Below are 20,861 nucleotides of genomic sequence, written 5' to 3'. Positions count from 1 at the left end.
ATGGCACTGGATCTACTGTTAAAGCCTATCAAAATATTAATTACCGGAGCTCATGGACAGGTGGGGAGCGCGCTGACGCGTGCTGTAGAAGCGGATAGCTTTTTTGAAGTTATTGCTTTGGGGAAATCTCAGTTAGATGTTACTGATCCAGAGCAGATCTCTGAACAACTGGCTCATCATCTACCAGATTATGTTGTGAACTGCGCTGCGTTTGATGATGTCGATGAAGCAGAGTCACAATCAGAGCTTTGTTATGCGGTTAACTCTGATGCTGTAGAGGCTTTAGCATTCGCATGTGGTGATCTGTCTATCCCAATGTTCCACTTATCCACCGACTACGTGTTTGATGGTCACTATGCTAGCGGCTATACCGAAGAGGATGAAGTCGCACCTTTAGGGATCTATGGTGATAGTAAGTGGCAAGGTGAAGAGAGACTTCGCCAAGCTTTGCCGAAGCATATTATCTTGCGAGTTAGTTGGTTGTTTAGTGATCAAGGGAATAACTTTGTTCTGCGAACGCTTGAGGCGGCTAAGAAGCAATCTGAGCTACAAGCGGTAACGGATCGTAAGGGCTGCCCTACTTCTGCATCAGATGTGGCCCGAGTTATTCTCGCTATGCTAAAGCAGATTCATAATGGTGCCGATGCCTGGGGCACTTTCCATTACTGCGGCGCTGAGGTGATCAATCGTTATGATTTCTGTAAAGAGATTCTGATTGCTGCAGGTCAGTACGAAAATTTTGATGTGGAAAAGTTGGTCCCAGTATCGAGTAAAGATTACGTCACTGAAGCATTACGTCCAAATACGTCTGTTTTAATGTGTAAAAAATTATTGAGTGTATTTGGGATAAGGCAGAGACCTTGGCGACAGGAGTTGCAATGGTTGATGCGAGATATCTATCCATCATCCTAGCCGCCAAGTACTATAGATTTCTTAACCCCAAGGCATTGGGGATTTAGAAACCGCAACGGCTGCAATGTAAATGAAAGCAAACAGAGCGCCTGCTAGTGCTGTAGCTTGAATGGCTTTGGTTTTACCGCGTTTGATAGCGATTGTTCCCAGACCAATATACACCACCAAAGCGATCACTTTAGCTGTTAGCCAGTGATGGACAAACGGATATTGCTCAATCATTACCGCGAGCGTTAGTGCGCTGACCAGCAGTGCGGTATCAATAATATGTGGTACGATCTTTAACCAGCGTTTTTCTAGTTTTTCTGGGCAAAATAGAGCCAAGCCACCGCGTAAAAGAAAGAGTACGAAGCTTAGGGCTATGCAGGTTAAATGGATGTGCTTAATGGCAAAGTACATTAGGTTTCCTATGAAAATTGGTCTAACTGCTGTTGAAATGAATTTGTGCTATTTTAGTGCGATAAAATTATAAATTACATGCTCCATTGACAAACCATGGCCAATTCTAAAGATGATACGCAAGCGCTGGTAGATCGGTTTGGCAGAACCGTTGACTATATTCGACTGTCTGTAACTGATCGCTGCGATTTTCGTTGTGTTTATTGCATGGCTGAAGAGATGACTTTTCTTCCGCATGCTCAAGTACTTACACTCGAAGAGATTGATCAGATAGCCCAAGCTTTTGTTAGCTTAGGTGTAAAGAAGATCCGCTTGACTGGTGGTGAGCCGTTGGTTCGTCGTGATGTCATAAAGCTGATGCGCAGCGTTGGTCAGTTAGATGCTGAGTTAGCAATTACCACCAATGGTTCTCAGCTTGTTCATATGGCCCAGGATCTCAAAGATGCTGGCGTCAATCGTCTAAATATCAGTATTGATAGCTTGCGTGAAGATCGTTTCAAAGCGATGACCCGTATTGGTAAATTGCCAAAAGTACTTGCAGGTATTGATGCGGCTATTGAAGCAGGGTTTGATCGTATTAAGTTGAATGCGGTGGTTATGAAAGGCCGCAATGATGACGAAATTCTCGATCTTGTAGATTTTGCGCGTGATAAAGGCGTTGATGTTAGTTTTATTGAAGAGATGCCTTTAGGTCAAATTTCCGAACATGATCGTGGTGAGGTTTACTGCTCAAGTGATGAAGTTCGCGCGATTATTGAGCAGAAATATGAGTTACAGCCAACTGTAGAACGGACGGCTGGGCCTTCTCGTTATTATCGCATGAGTGATAGTGAAAGCCGCGTTGGTTTTATCTCACCTCATAGCCATAACTTCTGCTCTGAATGTAACCGTGTCAGGGTAACCGTTGAGGGGCGTTTGTTGCTTTGTTTGGGTAACGAACACTCTGTTGATCTTCTACATACATTACGTGCTCACCCTAATGATCAGGAAAAACTGAAGCAGGTTATTATCGATGCTATGGATTTGAAGCCTGAGAAGCACGAATTTGATCTAGATGATGAGCCACAAATCATTCGTTTTATGAATATGACAGGGGGCTAAACGAGTTCATCGTTGTCCTTGCTCCCGTACTTTCTTATTAAGGAAAATACTCATGTCCCATACTCCTGCCAGAGCGGAATTTATTCCGCTAAATATTGCCGTATTAACTGTATCTGATACTCGTACTCTTGATTCGGATACCTCTGGGCAAGCTTTGATTGATCGTTTAGAGGCTGCAGGCCACGTACTTGGTGCACGTGAAATAGTTAAAGATGATGTCTACCAGATGCGAGCGGTTGCATCGCGTTGGATTGCTGATCCAAATATCCATGTAATTATCTCCACGGGCGGTACAGGCTTTTCGGGTCGCGACTCTACGCCAGAAGCGATGGCTCCTTTGTTTGATAAATCTATTGAAGGGTTTGGTGAATTTTTCCGTCAAGTTTCTGCCGGTCAGATCGGTACTTCAACCATTCAGTCTAGAGCGTTAGGTGGTCTTGCAAATGGTACCGTGATTTTCTGTCTGCCAGGCTCTACAGGTGCTTGCCGTACTGGTTGGGATGATGTGATTGCGCAGCAGTTAGATCATCGTCATAAGCCTTGTAATTTTGCTTCGTTGATCATGAAGCATCAAGAAGATAACGCTTAAGGTAAGAAAATGGGAAGCTGTGATTCTCAACCTGGTTTGATCCCTTTTGATGAAGCGCTACAGCGCCTTTTAGCTGGAGCACATGTTTCTGTGGTGACTGAGATTGTGCCTGTTGCAGAGGCATTAGGGCGCGTATTAGCTGAAGCGCCAGTCGCTTCTGTGTCAGTCCCTCCGGCTGATAATAGCAGTATGGATGGTTACGCAATTAATACGGCTGATTTAGGTGCTAATACAAGCTTAGAAATGAGTCAGAGGATCCCTGCAGGTACGCCTCCGCAGCCTTTAGTTGCAGGTACCTGTGCACGTATTTTTACTGGAGCAGAGATTCCTCAAGGTGCCAATGCAGTTGTTATGCAGGAAGATGTTCACTTTGAGGGGGATAAGGTTGTTTTTCCTGCAGATGTGCCGGTTGGTGATAATGTCCGCAGTGCTGGCCAAGATATTTTGGCTGGTAGCCAGGTACTCGCAGTAGGCACACGTTTGCAAGCTGCTGATCTAGGGATATTAGCGTCGGTAGGCTTGTCTTCTGTCTCTGTATATAAGCGTCTCAAGGTTGCGATCTTATCCACAGGCGATGAGCTAGTGGAGCCGGGTCTTCCTCTTGGTGCAGGGCAGATCTATAACTCTAATCGCTATATTCTGACTGGGCTTTTACAGGGTCTAGGTATGGAGGTTGTTGATCTAGGTTGTGTAGCAGATACGCGTGAGGCAACGTTAGCAGCATTGGAAAAAGCGGCTGCATCGGCAGATGCCATCATCAGTACCGGTGGTGTGTCTGTGGGTGAAGAGGATCATGTCAAATCTTGTGTTGAGCATCTTGGTCAGTTGGATATGTGGAAGATCAAGATCAAACCAGGAAAGCCTGTTGCCTATGGGCAGGTCAAAGGTACGCCATTTATTGGTTTGCCGGGTAATCCAACGTCTACACTCATAACTTTTTGCTTGTTGGCGAGGGCCTTCTTGCTTAAGTTGCAGGGGGCTTCATTCGAACTGCCACTGCAACTTTTAGTACCGGCTGGCTTCCAGAGAAAGCGAGCTATTCAGCGCCAAGAATATCTGCGAGTTCGGTTTGAGGATGGGCGTTTACAGCCGTTCGCAAATCAGAGTTCCGGTGTATTGATGTCTGCTAGTTGGGCGAATGGTATTGCTGTTATTCCTCCTCAGACAGTTGTAGATGAGGGCGATTTGGTCGGATTCATCCCGTTTTCTGAACTTCTCGGTTAATTACATTTAATTTCCCTGAAGTTTGCGTGAGAAAACGGTAAAATAACGGCCTTTTTAGTAGAGCTTTCGAGGAAAGAATGACAGATCAGCAGGATCCGTATAAAGAGATCAGACCGTTCAACGATAGTGAAGTGGCGGATGCACTCCTTAATATTCTTCACAATGATGAATTCCTGACCGCTGTTACGCGTTACCAGTTTCCTAAATTATCCTCGAGTATTGGATGGTTGTTAAAACCATTTGTGCGTATTGCCTTGGCTGCCAAGATTGGTGAGATCGACAGTGTCTATGAGTTTCAGATGCTGGTGGCTAACTATATGAAGAAGATGATTGGACGTTCGACCACTAAGCTGACTTGTAGTGGTATTGATGAACTTGATCCTGAAGAATCCTACCTGTTTATCTCAAACCATCGAGATATCGCAATGGACCCAGCATTCGTCAATTGGGTTCGTCATCAATACGGCATGGATACAGTTCGGATTGCGATCGGTGATAACCTGCTTCGTAAGCCTTATGTTTCTGACATTATGCGTTTGAATAAGAGCTTTATTGTCAATCGTTCTGCGACAGGACGTGAAATGATGAAAGCGCTAACGCAGCTATCTTCTTATATCGATCACAGTATCTTAGGTGGTCATTCTATCTGGTTAGCACAGCGAGAAGGCCGCGCAAAAGATGGTAATGATGCGACGGATCCAGCCATTTTGAAGATGCTTTATATGGCACATCGTAAATCACGTAGTTTTGCTGAGCAGGCTAAGCGTCTGAATATTGTGCCGGTTTCTATCTCTTATGAATACGATCCATGTGATGCCTTAAAAGCGAATGAGCTACATGCTAAGGCAACTGATGGTGTTTATGAGAAGTCTCAGTACGAAGATATCGCAAGTATTGTGAAAGGCATTACCGGTGATAAAGGGCATGTGCATGTCGCTTTTGGTGATCCTATCGATGCTGACTTCGATACGCCTGAAGAGCTAGCGGCTGAGATCGATCGTCAAATTCATGAAAATTACTATTTGCACCCATCTAATCTGATTGCAGCAGGTCGTAGTGATGATGCTACTGCTGATCAGAAGGCTGGTTTAGAAGCGCGTATTAACAGTGTTGAAGGCGGTGCGCAGGATATTCTTCGTCAGATGTACGCTAATCCTGTTCTAAATCAGGCAACGCAAACACAGGAGTAGTTATGAGTCGTTTAACCCATTTGGATGACCAGGGAAACGCTAACATGGTTGATGTTTCCGAAAAGCAGGTGACTTTTCGTGAAGCGACTGCCTATGCAGAAGTTGAAATGCTGCCTGACACCATGAAGTTAATTACGGAAGGTGGTAATAAAAAGGGTGATGTTTTAGCGGTTGCACGAATCGCAGGTATTCAAGCTGCAAAACGAACTAGTGATCTTATTCCTCTTTGTCACCCATTGATGTTGAGTAAAGTTGCGGTAGATCTTCATCCTAATACCGAGCGTAATGTCGTTGAGATTACGGCCACCTGCAAGTTGGCAGGTCAGACGGGGGTGGAGATGGAAGCGCTAACGGCGGCATCTGTTGCGGGTTTAACGATTTACGATATGTGCAAGGCCGTGGATAAAGGCATGGTTATGAGCGCAGTTAAAGTATTGGAAAAGAAAGGTGGCAAAAGCGGTCACTGGAAGGTGGAGAAGTAATCATGGTTAAAGTGGTGTATTTCGCCAGCTTGCGCGAGCGTTTAGGTGTAGCTGAAGAATCTATCGAAGTGAGTCAGCCTGCTGATGTGTCTGCAGTGCTAAATAAGCTAGTTGAGCTTCACGGAGAGCAGTGGCAAAAGATTCTGGTTGATACGCCTATATTGATGGCTGTTAACCAAGAGATGTGTGACGAGAATGCCGCCGTAGCTGCTGGTGATGAGGTTGCATTCTTCCCGCCGGTAACTGGGGGCTAAGCATGTCTAAAAAAGCGAATCCACTGCACTATCTACGTGCAGTGTTTTATTACTTAGGCTTTTACCCTCTAACCATTGTGCATGCCACGCTGAGTTTAATCATCTCACCGCTATTGAATTTCCAGCAGCGCTTTAAATTTGTCACTCTGATTAACTACTTTTATATCTTTTGGTTAAAGCTGTGTTGTGGTGTCGGTGTAAAGATCACTGGGCGTGAAAATCTGCCTACTGATGGTGCTTATGTTGTTGTAGCTAACCACCAAAGTGAGTGGGAAACGCTGTTTTTACAAACCTTGGTCCGCCCGCAGTGTACAGTGCTTAAAAAGGAGCTTCTTAAGATTCCTTTCTTTGGGTGGGCGCTAGGCCTGTTGAATCCTATCGCGATTGATCGTAGCCAAAGGCGTGGTGCACTTAAGCAGCTTTTAACAGAGGGTAAATCTCGTTTAGAAGATGATATCCCTGTGATTATCTTCCCGCAGGGTACGCGAGTGCCTGTGGGTAAAATGGGTAAGTTTAACAAAGGCGGAGCTATGCTGGCGTTAAGTGCGGGTGTGCCGGTGATCCCAATGATTCATGATGCTGGGCTCTATTGGCCAGGCAAAAGCTTTGCGAAGATCCCAGGTACTGTGCAAGTCCATGTGGGCGAGCCAATTCCTGTAGAAGGTCGTACAGTGGATGAAATCCATGAAGATATGGTGGCTTGGCTGGAAGAGCATATGAAAGCGCTAGAGATAGCCTAAGCTAAATTTCAGATATAAAAAAACCGCCGAATGGCGGTTTTTTTATAACTAGAAGACTGATTAGTCTTTTAGTTTTTCGAATACCAATGTGCAGTTAGTGCCGCCGAAGCCGAAGCTGTTGGACATAACGCGTTGTAGATCTACGTTTTCCTGCTTCTCGCTAGCGATTGGTAGGCCTTCTGCTTCTGGGTCTAGCTCATCGATGTTCGCGGATGCTGCGATGAAGTTGTTTTCCTGCATAAGAAGAGAGTAAACAGCTTCTTGTACGCCTGCTGCACCTAGAGAGTGGCCAGATAGAGACTTAGTAGAAGTAACTGTTGGCATGTCATCGCCAAAGGCTTCTTTCATCGCTTTCAGCTCTTGCATGTCACCCGCTGGTGTAGAAGTGCCGTGTGCGTTGATGTAATCGATCTTGCCGTCTACAGTTGCCATCGCTTGCTTCATGCAGCGAGCAGCGCCTTCACCAGAAGGAGCAACCATGTCGTAGCCATCAGAAGTTGCACCGTAACCTACTAGTTCAGCGTAGATCTTCGCGCCACGTGCTTTAGCGTGTTCATATTCTTCGATAACTAGGATGCCAGCACCGCCAGAGATAACGAAGCCATCACGGTTTGCATCGTATGCACGTGAAGCTTTTTCTGGTGTTTCGTTGTATTTGCTAGATAGCGCGCCCATAGCATCAAACATTGCAGTTTGTACCCAGTGAAGTTCTTCACCGCCACCTGCAAATACTACGTCTTGCTTACCAAGCTGGATCTGTTCCATTGCGTTACCAATACAGTGAGCACTGGTCGCACAAGCAGAAGTAATAGAGTAGTTAACACCTTTGATTTTGAAAGGTGTCGCTAGACAAGCTGAAACAGTAGAACCCATGGTGCGAGTTACACGGTATGGACCTACGCGCTTAACGCCTTTCTCGCGAGTGATATCGGCAGTTTCAACAATGTTGTCAGCAGAAGCACCACCGGAACCTACGATAAGGCCAGTGCGCTCGTTGGAAACCTGGTCTTCAGCTAGGTTTGCATCTGCAATTGCTTCTTTCATTGCAATGTAAGTGTATGCTGCTGCATCACCCATGAAACGTAGCAATTTACGGTCGATTTGCTCAGAGAAATCGATATCGATGCTGCCGGCTACCTGGCTACGGAAACCGCGCTCTTTATAGTCTTCTTGGAATTTAATACCAGAACGACCCTGCTGCAGTGATTCCAGAACGGTTTCTTTATCTGTACCCAGACAAGAAACGATACCCATACCGGTAACAACAACGCGACGCATGTGCTTCTCTCTCTTTTTCTAATTTAAGGTGCTTATTTTCCGTGAATCAGTAGTGTTTTGCCACTAAATTCGTAAAAAAGTAGACGGAAAATAGAAGAAAGGCCCTGAATTCAGGGCCTTAAAAGATCAGAAATCTTCTGTAGATGTGAATAGACCTACACGTAGATCTTTCGCTGTGTAGATTTCACGACCATCAACGGACATGCTGCCGTCCGCGATGCCCATAACTAGCTTACGCTCAATAACGCGCTTAAGCTGGATTCGGTAAGTAACCTTCTTAGCAGTCGGTAGTACCTGACCGAAGAACTTAACTTCGCCAGCACCTAATGCACGACCGCGGCCTGGGTTGCCTTTCCAGCCAAGGAAGAAGCCAACAATCTGCCACATAGCGTCTAGACCTAGACAGCCTGGCATTACTGGGTCTTCCTCAAAATGGCAGCCGAAGAACCAAAGATCTGGGTTGATATCCAACTCAGCGATAATCTCGCCTTTGCCGAATTCGCCACCGTCTTCGGTGATTTCCAGGATGCGATCCATCATTAGCATGTTGCCAATTGGTAGGCGCGCATTGCCTGGTCCAAACATTTCGCCGTGGCCGCAAGACAGCAGCTCATCGCGATTAAAAGAGGAAGGTCTTGTCATTAGCTTCTGTTTATCCAGGTTTTTATAAGTCAAAATATCGCGCAATTATACAGATTTGAATGCCACTAGGCACGATCTGTGTCAGGTTTATTGAATAAAAAGTTTACGACTTAGGGTGTAAAAGGCGAAATGGAACATGATTTTTGGCATCAAAAGTGGTCCGAAGGGCGAATAGGTTTCCATCAAATGGAGATTAATGCTTACTTGGTCTCCTATTGGGAAAAGGTGGATTTAGCTGTTGGTGACAAGGTTTTTGTCCCTTTGTGCGGTAAAAGCAAGGATATGCTTTGGCTTAGAGGTCGTGGTCATGATGTGTTGGGTGTGGAGCTTAACTCAAATGCTTGTTTGGATTTCTTTAAAGAGAATGATCTAGTTGCTAAAACTGAAGATACAGAGCTGTTTGTTTCTCATGCGTGTGAAAAGCTGAATCTTTTATGTGGTGATTTCTTTGCATTGACGAGTGAAAGTCTATCGGATGTTAAAGGTGTTTATGATCGTGCAGCGCTGGTGGCTTTGCCAATGGAGATGCGAGCTGACTATGCTAGTAAACTCATTGAATTGTTACCAAAGGGTGTGAAAGTGTTGTTGGTGACCTTGGAATTTGATAGCCCGCAAGGACCACCGTTCAATGTTTCTGGCGAAGAGATAAAGAACTTGTTTGGTCAGCGTTTTAAGGTGGAGCGTTTAGGTGAAGCTGTAGATGGTGATCGGCAGGAAGTCGTCTGGTTGCTGAGTGACTGATCTGGGTTCGCTGTGCACTTAATTTATAGTAATTAAGTGCACAGATATAAGCTTTTAGCTTTTACGTTTCACTGCCAAGTTGGCAATTTGAATTAACGTTTCTTTAAAGGATGTGTCTTGAAGAGCATTAAGTGCTGCAATCGCTTTATCTGCTTCACCTTGAGCTTTCTCTTGGGTGTATTCGATAGCGCCAGTCTCTTTTACGATATCCATAATCGGTTGAAGATCGTCTAGACCACCTTTGCGAATTGCTTGGCGAACTAGTTTGCGTTGTTCTTCGTTACCAGCACGCATCGCATGAATAAGTGGTAGGGTTGCTTTGCCTTCAGCCAGATCATCGCCCACGTTCTTGCCCATCTCTTCTGCTGTGGATAAGTAATCCATAACATCGTCGATAAGTTGGAAGGCAGTGCCTAAATGTAATCCATACAAGCGTAAGCCTTCTTGCTCTTCTTTGCTGGCTTCGGCAAGGATTGCGCCTGCTTCAGTAGCGGCTTCAAACAGCATAGCGGTTTTACCAAGAATAACCTGCATGTAGGCTTCCTCGGTGGTATCTGGATTTTTTGTGTTTAGTAGCTGCAGAACTTCGCCTTCAGCGATAACGTTCGTCGCATTGGAAATCACTTCCATAATCGGCATTGAGCCAATTTCTACTAATACCTGAAATGCACGGGAGTAAAGGAAATCGCCGACTAATACACTTGGTGCATTACCCCATTTTGCATTAGCGGTATCTTTGCCGCGGCGTAGATCAGAATTATCAACTACATCATCGTGCAGCAGCGTGGCTGTGTGGATAAATTCGATAATCGCCGCTAGCGGGATATGCTTATCGCCTTGATAATTTGCAGCATTAGCAGCAAGCAATACGAGTAACGGACGAAGACGTTTACCGCCGCTTTCAACGATGTAATGACCAATTTTTTCTACCAGCGGTACGTTAGAGCCAAGGTGATTAATGATGTAATCGTTTACGGCTTCAAATTGGGGTTCTATTACAGGGTTGAACTGGTGAGGCTGCATAATAAGTAATGGCTGCTACTAACTTAAAGGAATCAAGAATAGCGCATGCTAGGTGTATGCATAGTTTCTGTCAAGAAATGCTGGTTTTACGCTATGTAATTAAAGAAGCTTAGTTGTGTATAACGGCGGTTTGCTATATAATCGCGCGCCCTGACCCATCCAATAATGGCTCCCTACCATATGGTGTAACCATTAGAAGTAGGCCTTTTTCTAGTAGCTGGGTGGGCAAATAACGGAGATTAAAATGTACGCAGTAATCGTAAGCGGTGGTAAACAGTACCGTGTCCAGGAAGGTGAAACCCTTAAACTGGAAAAACTGCAGGCTGAAGCGGGCGCAAACGTTGAGTTTGACCGTGTTCTGCTAGTTGGCAACGGCGACGACATCAAAATCGGCGCACCAGTTGTTGACGGTGCTAAAGTGACTGCTGAAGTTGTTCAGCACGGCCGCGCTAAGAAAGTTGAGATCATCAAGTTCAAGCGTCGTAAGCACCACATGAAGCGTCAGGGCCACCGTCAGTGGTTCACTGAAGTTAAAATTACTGGCATTTCTGCCTAATATTAACCTAGTTTAGGAGTTAGATAGATGGCTCATAAGAAGGCTGGTGGTTCTACTAAGAACGGTCGCGACTCGGAGTCGAAACGACTTGGTGTCAAGCGTTACGGTGGTCAAGTAGTTGCTGCAGGTAACATCCTAGTTCGTCAACGTGGTACTAAATTCCACGCTGGTACAAACGTAGGCTGTGGTAAAGACCATACTCTATTTGCGAAAGCAGATGGCGTTGTTAAATTCGAAGTTAAAGGCCCGCAGAAGCGTCAATACATCTCTGTAGTTGATGCGTAAGCAACGGTTTTAAGCTTCTAAAAAGCTCCGCCAAGGCGGAGCTTTTTTGTTTATAGTTTTTTAAAATATTTTTCAGGGGATCTACCGCTGAGTCTTGTGGTGTTTCAGGGCTTAATTGTAGGTTTCCTACGTTTAACTTTTGGGGGATAACATGAAGTTTGTCGATGAAGCAGTCATCACGGTTGAGGCCGGTAAGGGTGGCAATGGGTGTATGAGCTTTCGGCGTGAAAAGTATATCCCCAAAGGTGGTCCTGATGGTGGAGACGGCGGTGATGGTGGTTCTGTTTATTTTGAGGCAGATGAAAACCTAAATACTTTGATCGATTACCGTTTCACGCGTCACTACAAAGCGGCTAATGGTCAGTCTGGCATGGGTCGTAACTGTACCGGTGCTAAAGGTGAAGATCAGGTGCTGCGTGTGCCGGTTGGTACAACCATTATCGATACGGATACCGATGAGATTCTTGCTGATATGACTGAGATCGGTCAGGTTGAGAAGATTGCTCAGGGTGGTTTTCATGGTTTGGGAAATACGCGATTTAAGAGTAGTGTGAATCGTGCTCCACGCCAAACAACTAAAGGCTCAATGGGTGAAACTCGAAACCTTAAGCTTGAGCTTAAAGTTTTGGCTGATGTTGGTTTGTTAGGTTTGCCAAATGCGGGTAAATCTACGCTAATACGAGCGGTGTCCGCTGCTAAGCCTAAAGTGGCTGATTATCCATTTACTACGCTTGTGCCTAACTTAGGTGTAGTACGTATCGAAAAGCATCGCAGTTTCGTTATTGCAGATATCCCAGGGATTATCGAGGGGGCTGCAGAGGGGGCTGGTCTAGGTATTCGTTTCCTTAAGCACTTAGCGCGTAACCGTATCCTGCTGCATCTTGTCGATATGGCGCCTTGGGATGGTGTTTCTCCTGAGGAGGCAGCAGCAGTTGCTGTGGGTGAGCTGGAGAAGTTTAGCCAGACGCTAGCTGATCAGCCGCGTTGGTTGGTACTGAATAAGCTGGATATGGTCCCGGAAGAGGAGCGCGAAGCGCGTTGTCAGGCTGTGATCGATGAGTTGCAGTGGGAAGGTCCAGTTTATCGTATCTCGGCGCTAAGTCAGCAGGGCACAGATGATATGATGCGTGATATTCAGGCGTTCTTGGATCATCGTCTAGAGGCGATTGAGGAAGATCCTTCTATTCTTGAGCGAGAGCAGAAGATCCGTGAGCAGGTTGATGCTGAGGCTCGAGAGCGTATTGAGCAGATGCGTGCAGATATGCGTGCGCGTCGCGAGGGTGATGATCTGGATGATGACGACTTTGACGATGATGATTACGACGTTGAAGTTGAATATGTTCGTGAATAGCAATTGATGTGATTGTTGCTACTGCAGACGGTGTTAGGAGTTTTTAAGTGGCTGTAGGTAGGGAAAAACTCAAGCGCGCGAAGCGTTGGGTGGTAAAAATTGGCAGTGCGCTACTCACAAATGATGGTGAGGGTCTGGATTTAGATGCGATTAGTCGCTGGGTAGATCAAATTGCTGCTCTTAAAGCGTCTGGGCTTGAAGTCGTGTTGGTTTCCTCGGGTTCGGTTGCGGAAGGTATGACTCGCCTAGGGTGGGATTCGCGACCGCACGAGATCTCAAAGCTGCAGGCGGCGGCTGCCGTTGGGCAGATGGGGCTTGTGCAAGCCTATGAAACTAACTTTCAGCGCCATAATACCCATACGGCACAGATTCTTCTGACTCATGAAGATCACTCAAATCGTAAGCGTTATCTTAATGCTCAGGCGACTTTAAAAGAGTTGCTTGAGTTGGGTGTTGTTCCGGTTGTTAACGAGAACGATACGGTTGTCACTAAAGAGATTCGTTTTGGTGATAACGACACGCTGGGGGCGTTGGTGGCTAACTTGGTTCAAGCTGACGCTCTAATCCTGCTGACCGACCAAAAAGGGCTGTTCACGGCGGATCCGCGTCATGATCCTGAGGCGACTTTGATTTCCGAAGCGAGAGCGGGTGACGAAGCGCTCGAGGCGATGGCAGGTGACGGTGGTAAGTTGGGTCGTGGTGGTATGGCCACTAAAGTGCGTGCGGCTAAATTAGCGGCGCGTTCTGGGGCTGTGACCGTTATTGCGAGTGGTCGTGAAGATGATGTTCTTCTGCGTTTAAGAGAGGCGGAAGATATAGGTACGCTGTTGGTGCCTGAAAAAGGGCCGATGGTGGCGCGTAAGCAGTGGATTGCAGGTCATTTACAGGCGCGTGGGAATCTTATGCTTGATGCGGGTGCGGTTAAGGCGCTGCGTGAGCGTGGTAAGAGTCTATTGCCAGCGGGTGTTCGTAGTGTGAGTGGTGACTTTTCTCGAGGAGAGATGGTTATCATCAGTGACGAGTTTGGTCGTATCGTTGCGCGTGGTTTGGTGAACTACGGTGTTGGGGATGCGCAAAAAATTATCGGTAAGCCTAGTGGTGAAATTGAATCAATTCTTGGTTTTATGGGTGAAGAAGAGTTGGTGCATCGAGATAATTTAGTCCTCTCTTAATTGAGGGGCTAAATTTAGGCACAAAAAAACCGGCATAAGCCGGTTTTTTTTACGCTTGGCTCTAATTAAAGAGCAGCAATCTGCTTGTTCAGACGGCTTTTAGTGCGTGCGATTTTGTTCTTGTGGAAGATGCCTTTAGACACTGAACCATCTAGAACTGGCTGTGCAGCTTGGAATGCTTCCTGTGCAGCAGCTTTTTCGCCTGCTTCTACAGCAGCAACAACTTTCTTGATGTAGGTACGTACCATGGAACGCAGGCTAGCGTTATGCTGGCGACGCTTCTCTGCCTGTCGAGCACGTTTACGAGATCCTGCGGAATTTGCCACAGTCCGGCTCCTTAAAATTAGTTAGTAAAATATCGGCTTATTGGTATACACCGAAAATTAGAGGCGAGATTATTCATATTTGAGAGCTATCTGTCAATAAAACTGCAGAAATTTTCTTGTTGAAGCAGTAATATTCCCATTCTCTTGAGTGTTATTCATGAAATTATAGGCGGAAGCGGTGTCAAAGCAGGAAACGGAAGCAAAAAAATCAGCGGGATTACTGCGATCAAGTGCCGTGGTTGGTGTGATGACCATGCTTTCGCGAGTGCTAGGTTTAGCGCGAGATGTTGTGGTTGCCAATTATTTTGGTGCCAGTGGTAGTGCAGATGCCTTCTTCGTCGCGTTTAAAATTCCGAACTTTCTTCGCAGATTATTTGCTGAGGGGGCGTTTGCTCAAGCATTCGTGCCTGTTCTATCTGAATATCGTACCCAAAAAGATCTAAAAGCAGTGCAGCAGCTTGTTAATTATGTTGCGGGTACGCTCGGTAGTATTTTAATCGCAATCACCGTCTTGGCGGTGGTGGCAGCGCCCATGTTAACCGCTATGTTTGCCCCAGGTTTTTATATGGGAGATGAGGGGAAATTTGCACTGGCAGCAGAGATGCTGAGGATTACATTTCCGTATCTGCTATTGATCTCGTTGACTGCGTTTGCCGGTTCTATCCTGAATAGTTATGAGCGTTTTGCTGTTCCTGCGTTCACGCCTGTGCTGCTTAATATCAGTTTGATCTGTTCTGCGATCTTCCTAAGTCCGTTGTTCGATCCACCTATCTTGGCTTTGGCTTGGGGTGTCATGATTGCCGGGGTGGTGCAGTTGGTTTTCCAGTTGCCGTTTCTGGCGCGCATTCATCTTTTGCCTAAACCCGTCTGGGGATGGAATGATCCAGGTGTTCGCCGCATCATGACGCTGATGATTCCGGCGTTGTTTGGGGTGTCTGTTACTCAAATCAACCTGCTTTTGGATACGGTGTTGGCATCGTTTCTGCAAACCGGCAGTGTCTCTTGGTTGTATTACTCAGATCGCCTGGCAGAGCTGCCTTTGGGTGTGTTTGGAATCGCCATTGCGACGGTCATTCTGCCTAGCTTGTCGCGTAAGCATACAACTCAATCTAGAGAGGCGTTTTCGTCTACTTTGAATTGGGCAATGCAGATGGTGATGTTTATCGGTATACCGGCGGCGGTAGCGTTGTTTGTGTTGGCTGAACCGTTGTTGATCACCTTGTTCCACTATGGCGCTTTAACCGATCGTGATGTCTTTATGGCTGCGGCTAGTTTGCGTGCTTATGCCTGTGGTTTGCTCGCCTTTATGCTGATTAAGGTTTTGGCTACGGGCTATTTCTCTCGCCAAGACACCAAAACGCCAGTGAAAATCGGTATTCAAGCTGCTGTGTCGAATATGGTGTTTAACTTGATCCTTATTGGACCGTTTGCGCATGTTGGTTTGGCCGCTGCGACAGCGATGTCGGCGTTTATGAATGCTGGTTTGTTGTTGTATGGGTTGATTAAATCGGGCGTGTTTAGCTGGTCTTCGGGTTGGGTCGTGCAATTACTACGAATGTTGGTGGCTAATGTGGCGATGGCTATTGTCATCATCCAGTTGATGGGTTCAGTTGACGAGTGGCTACAGATGGATCTGTGGGTGCGAATCTCTCAAATGGCGATTTTGGTGGTTACTGGCGGGGCTGTTTATGCTGTTGTGTTGGCTTTTGCAGGCTTGAGAGTGTGTCATTTGAAGCATAATTAAGTTTATTTTGCATTCTGTTGCTTACAGCGGGTCTCAGTAGTACAGGTTGGATATTATCTGAGCTATAATGCCGCGTTTATTTTTGGCAGTAGCAAGAGTACCTGATGGAACTAATTCGCGGATTACATAACCTGCGCGAAAAACACCGAGGTTGTGTCGCAACTATCGGCAATTTTGATGGCGTGCATTTAGGCCATCGACAGGTACTTGCTCAGGTAAAGGCAAAAGCGAAGGAGCTAAACCTGCCTTCCGTTGTGATTACCTTTGAGCCTCAGCCTCAAGAGTTCTTTGCAGGTGATAAAGCACCACCGCGCTTAACCCGTTTTGGCGAAAAGTACAGATTGTTGCAGGCAGAGGGTATCGATCGCCATCTTTGCCTAAATTTTAACGACCGTCTACGTGCGATGACGGCGGAGCAGTTTGTACAAGAGCTATTACTGCATGGTTTAGCGGTGAAGCATTTTGTCGTTGGTGATGATTTTCGTTTTGGTTGTGATCGTTCAGGTGATTACAACATGTTGTGTGATGCAGGCGAACGTCACGACTTTACAGTGGTAAATACACAAACGTTTTTGAATGCTGATGAACGTGTCAGCAGTACGCGTATTCGCAGTGTGTTACAGCAGAATGATCTTGAAGCGGCTGCCGTTTTACTCGGACGCCCTTATGCTGTTTCTGGTCGTGTGATGCATGGCCAAAAACTGGGCCGCCAGCTCGGAGTGCCAACGGCAAATGTACGTATGCATCGTTATGCTTGCCCTTTGCGCGGGGTCTATGCGGTAGAAATTAAAGGCCCAAACTTTACTGCTCAGGGTGTATGTAACGTTGGTATACGCCCAACCGTTTGTGGTCAGCAGCCGGTGCTTGAAGCACACCTGTTTGATTTTGATAAAGATATTTATGGGCAGTTGCTAACTGTCGAGTTTAAGCAGTTTGTTCGTGATGAGCGTAAATTCTCAGATATCGATGCGCTTAAAAAACAAATTTTTGCAGATATTGAAGATGTGCGGGCTTACTTTGACCGCACCCGTAGTTAATTCGGAACTTATAACCATGACCGATTACAAAGCAACATTGAACCTTCCGGAAACAGCCTTCCCAATGCGTGGCAATTTGGCTCAGCGTGAGCCGAAAATGCTACAGGGTTGGCAGAAGATGGATCTGTACCAGAAAATTCGTGAAGTCAGTGCTGGCCGCGATAAGTTCACTTTGCACGATGGCCCTCCATACGCAAACGGTGATATTCACATTGGTCACTCGGTTAATAAGATTCTGAAAGACATTATTATCAAATCCAAAACAATGAGCGGATTTGACGCGCCTTATGTGCCGGGTTGGGACTGCCATGGTCTGCCAATCGAACATAAGGTTGAGACTAAGCACGGCAAAGCGGGCGTGAAACTGTCTCACAAAGACTTCCGTAAAAAGTGCCGTGACTACGCTGCACGACAGGTTGAAGGCCAGAAGAAAGACTTTATCCGCTTAGGTGTTCTAGGTGATTGGGATAACCCATACCTAACAATGAATTTTGATACTGAAGCCAACATCATTCGTGCTTTGGGCAAAATCGTTGAAAATGGCCACCTAGTGAAAGGCTTTAAGCCAGTTTACTGGAGTGTTGTGGGTGGTTCTGCCCTAGCTGAAGCTGAAGTGGAATATCAGGACAAGACTTCTACAGCGATCGATGTACGTTTCACTCCGGTTGATCAGGACGGTTTCCTTGCGAAATTTGAGGGTCTTGAAGGTGAAGGCGAAGCATCGGTAGTTATCTGGACAACAACGCCTTGGACACTGCCATCTAACCAAGCGGTATCGCTAGGTGGTGAGCTAGACTACGTGCTTGTTCAGCTAGATCTAGGTTTAGGTGCGGAGCGTATTCTGCTAGCGGAAGGCTTAGTTGAAGATGCTATGAAGCGTTACGGTGTTGACGAGTACAGCATTGTTGGTCGTTGTCAGGGCCAAGCACTAGAAAAATTTGAACTACAGCACCCGTTCTATGAGCGTACAGTTCCTGTAATCCTAGGTGATCACGTAACCCTTGATGCAGGTACAGGTGCCGTACATACAGCACCAGACCATGGTGTGGAAGACTTTGAGGTTGGTCGTAAATACGGTATCGGCACAATGAACCTAGTGAACGCTTCGGGTGTTCTAGGTGAAGGTGCAGGCGTATTTGCTGGCGAACACGTTTATAAAGTGGACGATAAAGTCGTTGCACTGCTAACGGAGAACAACAAGCTTGTCTTGGAGCACAAGTTCCAGCACAGCTACCCTCACTGCTGGCGCACAAAAACGCCATTGATCTACCGTGCAACACCTCAGTGGTTCGTAAGCATGGAAGAGAAGGGCCTGAAGAAAGATGCCCTAGAAGCAATCAAAGGTGTTGAGTGGTTCCCAGGTTGGGGGCAAAACCGTATCGAAGCGATGGTTGAGCAGAGCCCTGATTGGTGTGTATCACGTCAACGTACTTGGGGTGTGCCAATTGCACTGTTTATCCACAAAGAAACTCAGCAACTACACCCGAATACGCCAGAACTAATCGAACAGGTTGCTGTGCGTGTAGAAAAAGTGGGTATGGATGCATGGTTCGATCTTGATGCTGCTGAAGTCTTGGGCGACGAAGCTGATCAGTACGAAAAAGTAACTGATACCTTGGATGTTTGGTTTGATTCCGGTGTGACGCACTATTCTGTCGTTGATCAGCGTGACAACTTGGAATACCCAGCTGATATGTATCTTGAAGGTTCGGATCAGCACCGTGGTTGGTTCCAGTCTTCTTTGAAAACTGCGATTGCTATCAAAGGCAAAGCGCCATACAAACAGGTGCTAACGCACGGCTTTACCGTTGATGGTCAAGGCCGCAAGATGTCTAAGTCAGTTGGTAACGTTGTTTCGCCTCAGGAAGTAATGAACAAATACGGCGCAGATATCTTGCGTCTATGGGTTGCTTCTACTGATTACAGCGGTGAGATGACCTGTTCTGATGATATCTTGAAGCGCGCCGCGGATGCTTACCGTCGAATTCGTAACACAGCACGTTTCTTCTTGGCTAACCTAAGCGGTTTTGATCCTGCTCAGCACATGGTTAAACCAGAAGAAATGGTAGCGTTGGATGCTTGGGCAGTAGATCGTGCAGCGCGTTTGCAAGAAGAGCTGATCGAGCACTTCAACCAATATGAATTCTTACAAGTATTCCAGAAAGTATCTCACTTCTGTTCTCAGGATATGGGTGGTTTCTACCTAGATATCATCAAAGACCGTCAATACACGGCTGCGACTGATTCGCATGCACGTCGTTCTGCTCAGACAGCGCTTTATCATATTGTTGAAGCGTTGGTTCGTTGGATTGCGCCAATCTGTAGTTTCACTGCAGATGAGATCTGGGCAACGCTTGCGGGCGAACGTACTGAGTCTGTTCATTTAGATACTTGGTATCAGGGCCTAACCAAACTGCCTGCTGATAGCACATTTGATTCTGCATACTGGGAACAGGTAATGGCAGTGAAAACTGCGGTTAATAAGCAGTTAGAAACTGAGCGTAGCGATGGCAACATCGGCGGTAGCTTAGAGGCAGAAGTGACTTTGTATTGCGATGACGCTCTACAGGCTCTACTAGGCAAACTAGAAGACGAGTTGCGTTTCGTTTTGATCACATCAAAAGCGGCAGTAGCACCATTAGCTGATGCACAAGATGCTAATAACACAGAACTTGAAGGGCTTAAGGTTAGCGTAGTTAAAAGTGCTGCTGATAAGTGTCCACGTTGCTGGCACTTCCGTGAAGATGTAGGTCAGGATTCTGATGATCCTGAGCTGTGTGGTCGTTGTGTTGATAACGTTAAAGGTGCCGGTGAAAGCCGTAGCTTTGCTTAATGACACAGAGCACTGAACAACAAAGACAACCAGTGCGAAGCTGCCTTATCTGGGGTGTGCTCTCGCTGCTGGTGGTTGTATTGGATTTAGGAAGTAAATACTTAGCGGTAACTAATCTAAAGTATGCCGATCCTAATCCCGTGCTGCCAATGTTCGATCTAACGCTGTTGTTCAACACTGGGGCTGCTTTTAGCTTCTTGTCAGAAGCAGGTGGCTGGCAGCGTTGGTTCTTTGTGGCAATTGCTGTGGTTGTGAGTGTTGTACTGGTGATCTGGCTAAAGCGTACGCCTCGTATTTATTGGTGGTTAGGTCTAGCTCTATCCCTCGTATTGGGTGGTGCTTTAGGCAATCTGTATGATCGGGCGGTACAAGGGTATGTGATTGATTTCATCTCCCTGCATTATCAGAATTATTACTTCCCCGCTTTTAATATTGCGGATACCGCTATTACGATTGGAGCGATTATTCTGATTCTGGATATGTTATTTCTGGAAGGGAAGCGAAAATCATCTGAAGAGAGTTCACAATGAGTAAATTGATCGGTCCGGGTAAAACCGTTACGCTGCACTTCGCAATTAAACTGGAAGACGGTCAAATAATTGATTCCAATTTTGAGGCTGAACCCGCGACATTTACTGTGGGTGATGGTAATTTGTTGGAAGGTTTTGAAAAAGCATTGTTCGGCTTGGAAGAAGGGGCGAAACAAACTCTTAAAATTCTGCCTGAAAATGGCTTTGGGATGAGTAACCCAAGCAATGTGCAGAATATCCCTCGCAGTCAGTTTGAGGGCATGGAATTAGAACAAGGTTTGGTTATTTCATTCGCGGATGCTGGTAATGGCGAACTTCCCGGTGTGATAGCTGAGTTTGATGATAAGATGGTTTCGGTTGATTTTAATCATCCGCTGGCAGGGAAGAGGCTAGATTTTCAGGTAGAAATTCTTCAAGTTAGCTAAGATGATATTAAGAGCCCGAATTTTTTA

23 protein-coding genes are annotated in these 20,861 nt (G+C 46.2%); 18 read left to right on the top strand and 5 right to left on the bottom strand.

The window, feature by feature from the left end; translation table 11 throughout:
* Nucleotides 1-912 carry a dTDP-4-dehydrorhamnose reductase gene (rfbD, locus tag ACMXYT_RS15540; RefSeq protein WP_415899434.1) on the top strand — a complete coding sequence of 304 codons (912 nt, stop codon included), beginning with the start codon at nt 1-3 and terminating at the stop codon, nt 910-912.
* A gap of 21 nt (nt 913-933) precedes the next feature.
* Here rfbD and ACMXYT_RS15535 read toward each other — a convergent pair whose 3' ends face one another.
* Nucleotides 934-1,311: a SirB2 family protein gene (locus tag ACMXYT_RS15535; RefSeq protein ID WP_415899433.1), complete on the bottom strand. Its 378-nt coding sequence runs from the start codon at nt 1,309-1,311 to the stop codon at nt 934-936.
* 96 nt (nt 1,312-1,407) lie between these two features.
* Between ACMXYT_RS15535 and moaA the strand changes: the two genes are divergently transcribed.
* The 7 genes from moaA (at nt 1,408) to ACMXYT_RS15500 (ending at nt 6,891) form a co-directional block, all read left to right on the top strand.
* Entirely contained in the window at nt 1,408-2,412 is a 1,005-nt protein-coding gene (gene moaA / locus ACMXYT_RS15530; RefSeq protein ID WP_415882712.1) for a GTP 3',8-cyclase MoaA, read from the top strand.
* A 52-nt stretch (nt 2,413-2,464) separates the two neighbouring features.
* Nucleotides 2,465-3,001 carry a molybdenum cofactor biosynthesis protein B gene (gene moaB / locus ACMXYT_RS15525; RefSeq protein ID WP_415899432.1) on the top strand — a complete coding sequence of 179 codons (537 nt, stop codon included), beginning with the start codon at nt 2,465-2,467 and terminating at the stop codon, nt 2,999-3,001.
* Between the two features lie 9 nt (nt 3,002-3,010).
* The gene (gene glp / locus ACMXYT_RS15520; protein ID WP_415899431.1) at nt 3,011-4,225 is read left to right on the top strand and encodes a gephyrin-like molybdotransferase Glp; all 1,215 of its coding nucleotides are present in this window, start codon (nt 3,011-3,013) and stop codon (nt 4,223-4,225) included.
* A gap of 77 nt (nt 4,226-4,302) precedes the next feature.
* Nucleotides 4,303-5,415, top strand: a complete 1,113-nt coding sequence (locus tag ACMXYT_RS15515) for a 1-acyl-sn-glycerol-3-phosphate acyltransferase (protein WP_415897108.1) — start codon at nt 4,303-4,305, stop codon at nt 5,413-5,415.
* Between the two features lie 2 nt (nt 5,416-5,417).
* Nucleotides 5,418-5,897 carry a cyclic pyranopterin monophosphate synthase MoaC gene (gene moaC / locus ACMXYT_RS15510; RefSeq protein WP_415882708.1) on the top strand — a complete coding sequence of 160 codons (480 nt, stop codon included), beginning with the start codon at nt 5,418-5,420 and terminating at the stop codon, nt 5,895-5,897.
* 2 nt (nt 5,898-5,899) lie between these two features.
* Nucleotides 5,900-6,151: a molybdopterin converting factor subunit 1 gene (gene moaD / locus ACMXYT_RS15505; RefSeq protein ID WP_415899429.1), complete on the top strand. Its 252-nt coding sequence runs from the start codon at nt 5,900-5,902 to the stop codon at nt 6,149-6,151.
* A 2-nt stretch (nt 6,152-6,153) separates the two neighbouring features.
* Nucleotides 6,154-6,891, top strand: coding sequence for a lysophospholipid acyltransferase family protein (locus ACMXYT_RS15500; RefSeq protein WP_415882706.1), 738 nt, complete (start codon nt 6,154-6,156; stop codon nt 6,889-6,891).
* Nucleotides 6,892-6,951: 60 nt separating this feature from the next.
* On the opposite strand, the gene fabB is transcribed toward ACMXYT_RS15500, so the two are convergent.
* The gene (gene fabB / locus ACMXYT_RS15495) at nt 6,952-8,169 is read right to left on the bottom strand and encodes a beta-ketoacyl-ACP synthase I (RefSeq protein WP_415886098.1); all 1,218 of its coding nucleotides are present in this window, start codon (nt 8,167-8,169) and stop codon (nt 6,952-6,954) included.
* Between the two features lie 126 nt (nt 8,170-8,295).
* Nucleotides 8,296-8,811, bottom strand: coding sequence for a 3-hydroxyacyl-[acyl-carrier-protein] dehydratase FabA (gene fabA, locus ACMXYT_RS15490; RefSeq protein ID WP_415899428.1), 516 nt, complete (start codon nt 8,809-8,811; stop codon nt 8,296-8,298).
* A gap of 129 nt (nt 8,812-8,940) precedes the next feature.
* Between fabA and ACMXYT_RS15485 the strand changes: the two genes are divergently transcribed.
* A complete protein-coding gene (locus tag ACMXYT_RS15485; protein WP_415911655.1) occupies nt 8,941-9,552 on the top strand; it encodes a thiopurine S-methyltransferase in 612 nt (203 codons plus the stop codon).
* 54 nt (nt 9,553-9,606) lie between these two features.
* Here the strand turns inward: ACMXYT_RS15485 and ispB are convergent, their stop codons facing one another.
* Complete coding sequence (gene ispB / locus ACMXYT_RS15480) at nt 9,607-10,575, bottom strand: octaprenyl diphosphate synthase (RefSeq protein WP_415899425.1); 969 nt, start codon at nt 10,573-10,575, stop codon at nt 9,607-9,609.
* A 244-nt stretch (nt 10,576-10,819) separates the two neighbouring features.
* Here ispB and rplU point away from each other — a divergent pair, with 244 nt between their 5' ends.
* From rplU to proB, 4 genes are all read left to right on the top strand, one after another.
* Nucleotides 10,820-11,131 (top strand): 50S ribosomal protein L21, encoded by a 312-nt coding sequence (gene rplU / locus ACMXYT_RS15475; protein ID WP_286240327.1) that lies wholly within the window; start codon nt 10,820-10,822, stop codon nt 11,129-11,131.
* 27 nt (nt 11,132-11,158) lie between these two features.
* Nucleotides 11,159-11,416: a 50S ribosomal protein L27 gene (gene rpmA / locus ACMXYT_RS15470; protein ID WP_415882701.1), complete on the top strand. Its 258-nt coding sequence runs from the start codon at nt 11,159-11,161 to the stop codon at nt 11,414-11,416.
* Between the two features lie 151 nt (nt 11,417-11,567).
* Nucleotides 11,568-12,767 carry an Obg family GTPase CgtA gene (gene cgtA / locus ACMXYT_RS15465; RefSeq protein WP_415899424.1) on the top strand — a complete coding sequence of 400 codons (1,200 nt, stop codon included), beginning with the start codon at nt 11,568-11,570 and terminating at the stop codon, nt 12,765-12,767.
* A gap of 47 nt (nt 12,768-12,814) precedes the next feature.
* Nucleotides 12,815-13,939, top strand: a complete 1,125-nt coding sequence (gene proB / locus ACMXYT_RS15460) for a glutamate 5-kinase (RefSeq protein ID WP_415899423.1) — start codon at nt 12,815-12,817, stop codon at nt 13,937-13,939.
* A 65-nt stretch (nt 13,940-14,004) separates the two neighbouring features.
* Here the strand turns inward: proB and rpsT are convergent, their stop codons facing one another.
* Entirely contained in the window at nt 14,005-14,265 is a 261-nt protein-coding gene (rpsT, locus tag ACMXYT_RS15455; RefSeq protein ID WP_415882698.1) for a 30S ribosomal protein S20, read from the bottom strand.
* A 247-nt stretch (nt 14,266-14,512) separates the two neighbouring features.
* Here rpsT and murJ point away from each other — a divergent pair, with 247 nt between their 5' ends.
* The 5 genes from murJ to ACMXYT_RS15430 all read left to right on the top strand — a co-directional run bounded on the left by murJ (nt 14,513) and on the right by ACMXYT_RS15430 (nt 20,834).
* Nucleotides 14,513-16,009, top strand: a complete 1,497-nt coding sequence (murJ, locus tag ACMXYT_RS15450) for a murein biosynthesis integral membrane protein MurJ (RefSeq protein ID WP_415912208.1) — start codon at nt 14,513-14,515, stop codon at nt 16,007-16,009.
* A 104-nt stretch (nt 16,010-16,113) separates the two neighbouring features.
* Entirely contained in the window at nt 16,114-17,046 is a 933-nt protein-coding gene (ribF, locus tag ACMXYT_RS15445) for a bifunctional riboflavin kinase/FAD synthetase (protein WP_415899422.1), read from the top strand.
* Nucleotides 17,047-17,062: 16 nt separating this feature from the next.
* Entirely contained in the window at nt 17,063-19,879 is a 2,817-nt protein-coding gene (gene ileS / locus ACMXYT_RS15440) for an isoleucine--tRNA ligase (RefSeq protein ID WP_415911654.1), read from the top strand.
* Entirely contained in the window at nt 19,879-20,409 is a 531-nt protein-coding gene (gene lspA / locus ACMXYT_RS15435) for a signal peptidase II (protein WP_415899420.1), read from the top strand. The genes ileS and lspA overlap by 1 nt, the downstream gene beginning before the upstream one ends.
* Entirely contained in the window at nt 20,406-20,834 is a 429-nt protein-coding gene (locus ACMXYT_RS15430) for an FKBP-type peptidyl-prolyl cis-trans isomerase (protein ID WP_415899419.1), read from the top strand. Before lspA ends, ACMXYT_RS15430 begins: the two co-directional genes overlap by 4 nt.
* The last annotated feature ends 27 nt before the right edge of the window (nt 20,835-20,861 follow it).

Origin of the sequence: Neptuniibacter sp. QD37_11 (assembly GCF_047778105.1) — a bacterium.
GTDB lineage: Bacteria > Pseudomonadota > Gammaproteobacteria > Pseudomonadales > Balneatricaceae > Neptuniibacter.
Note: the sequence above shows the minus strand (reverse complement) of the source record. Positions and strands in the feature narration are given on the sequence as shown.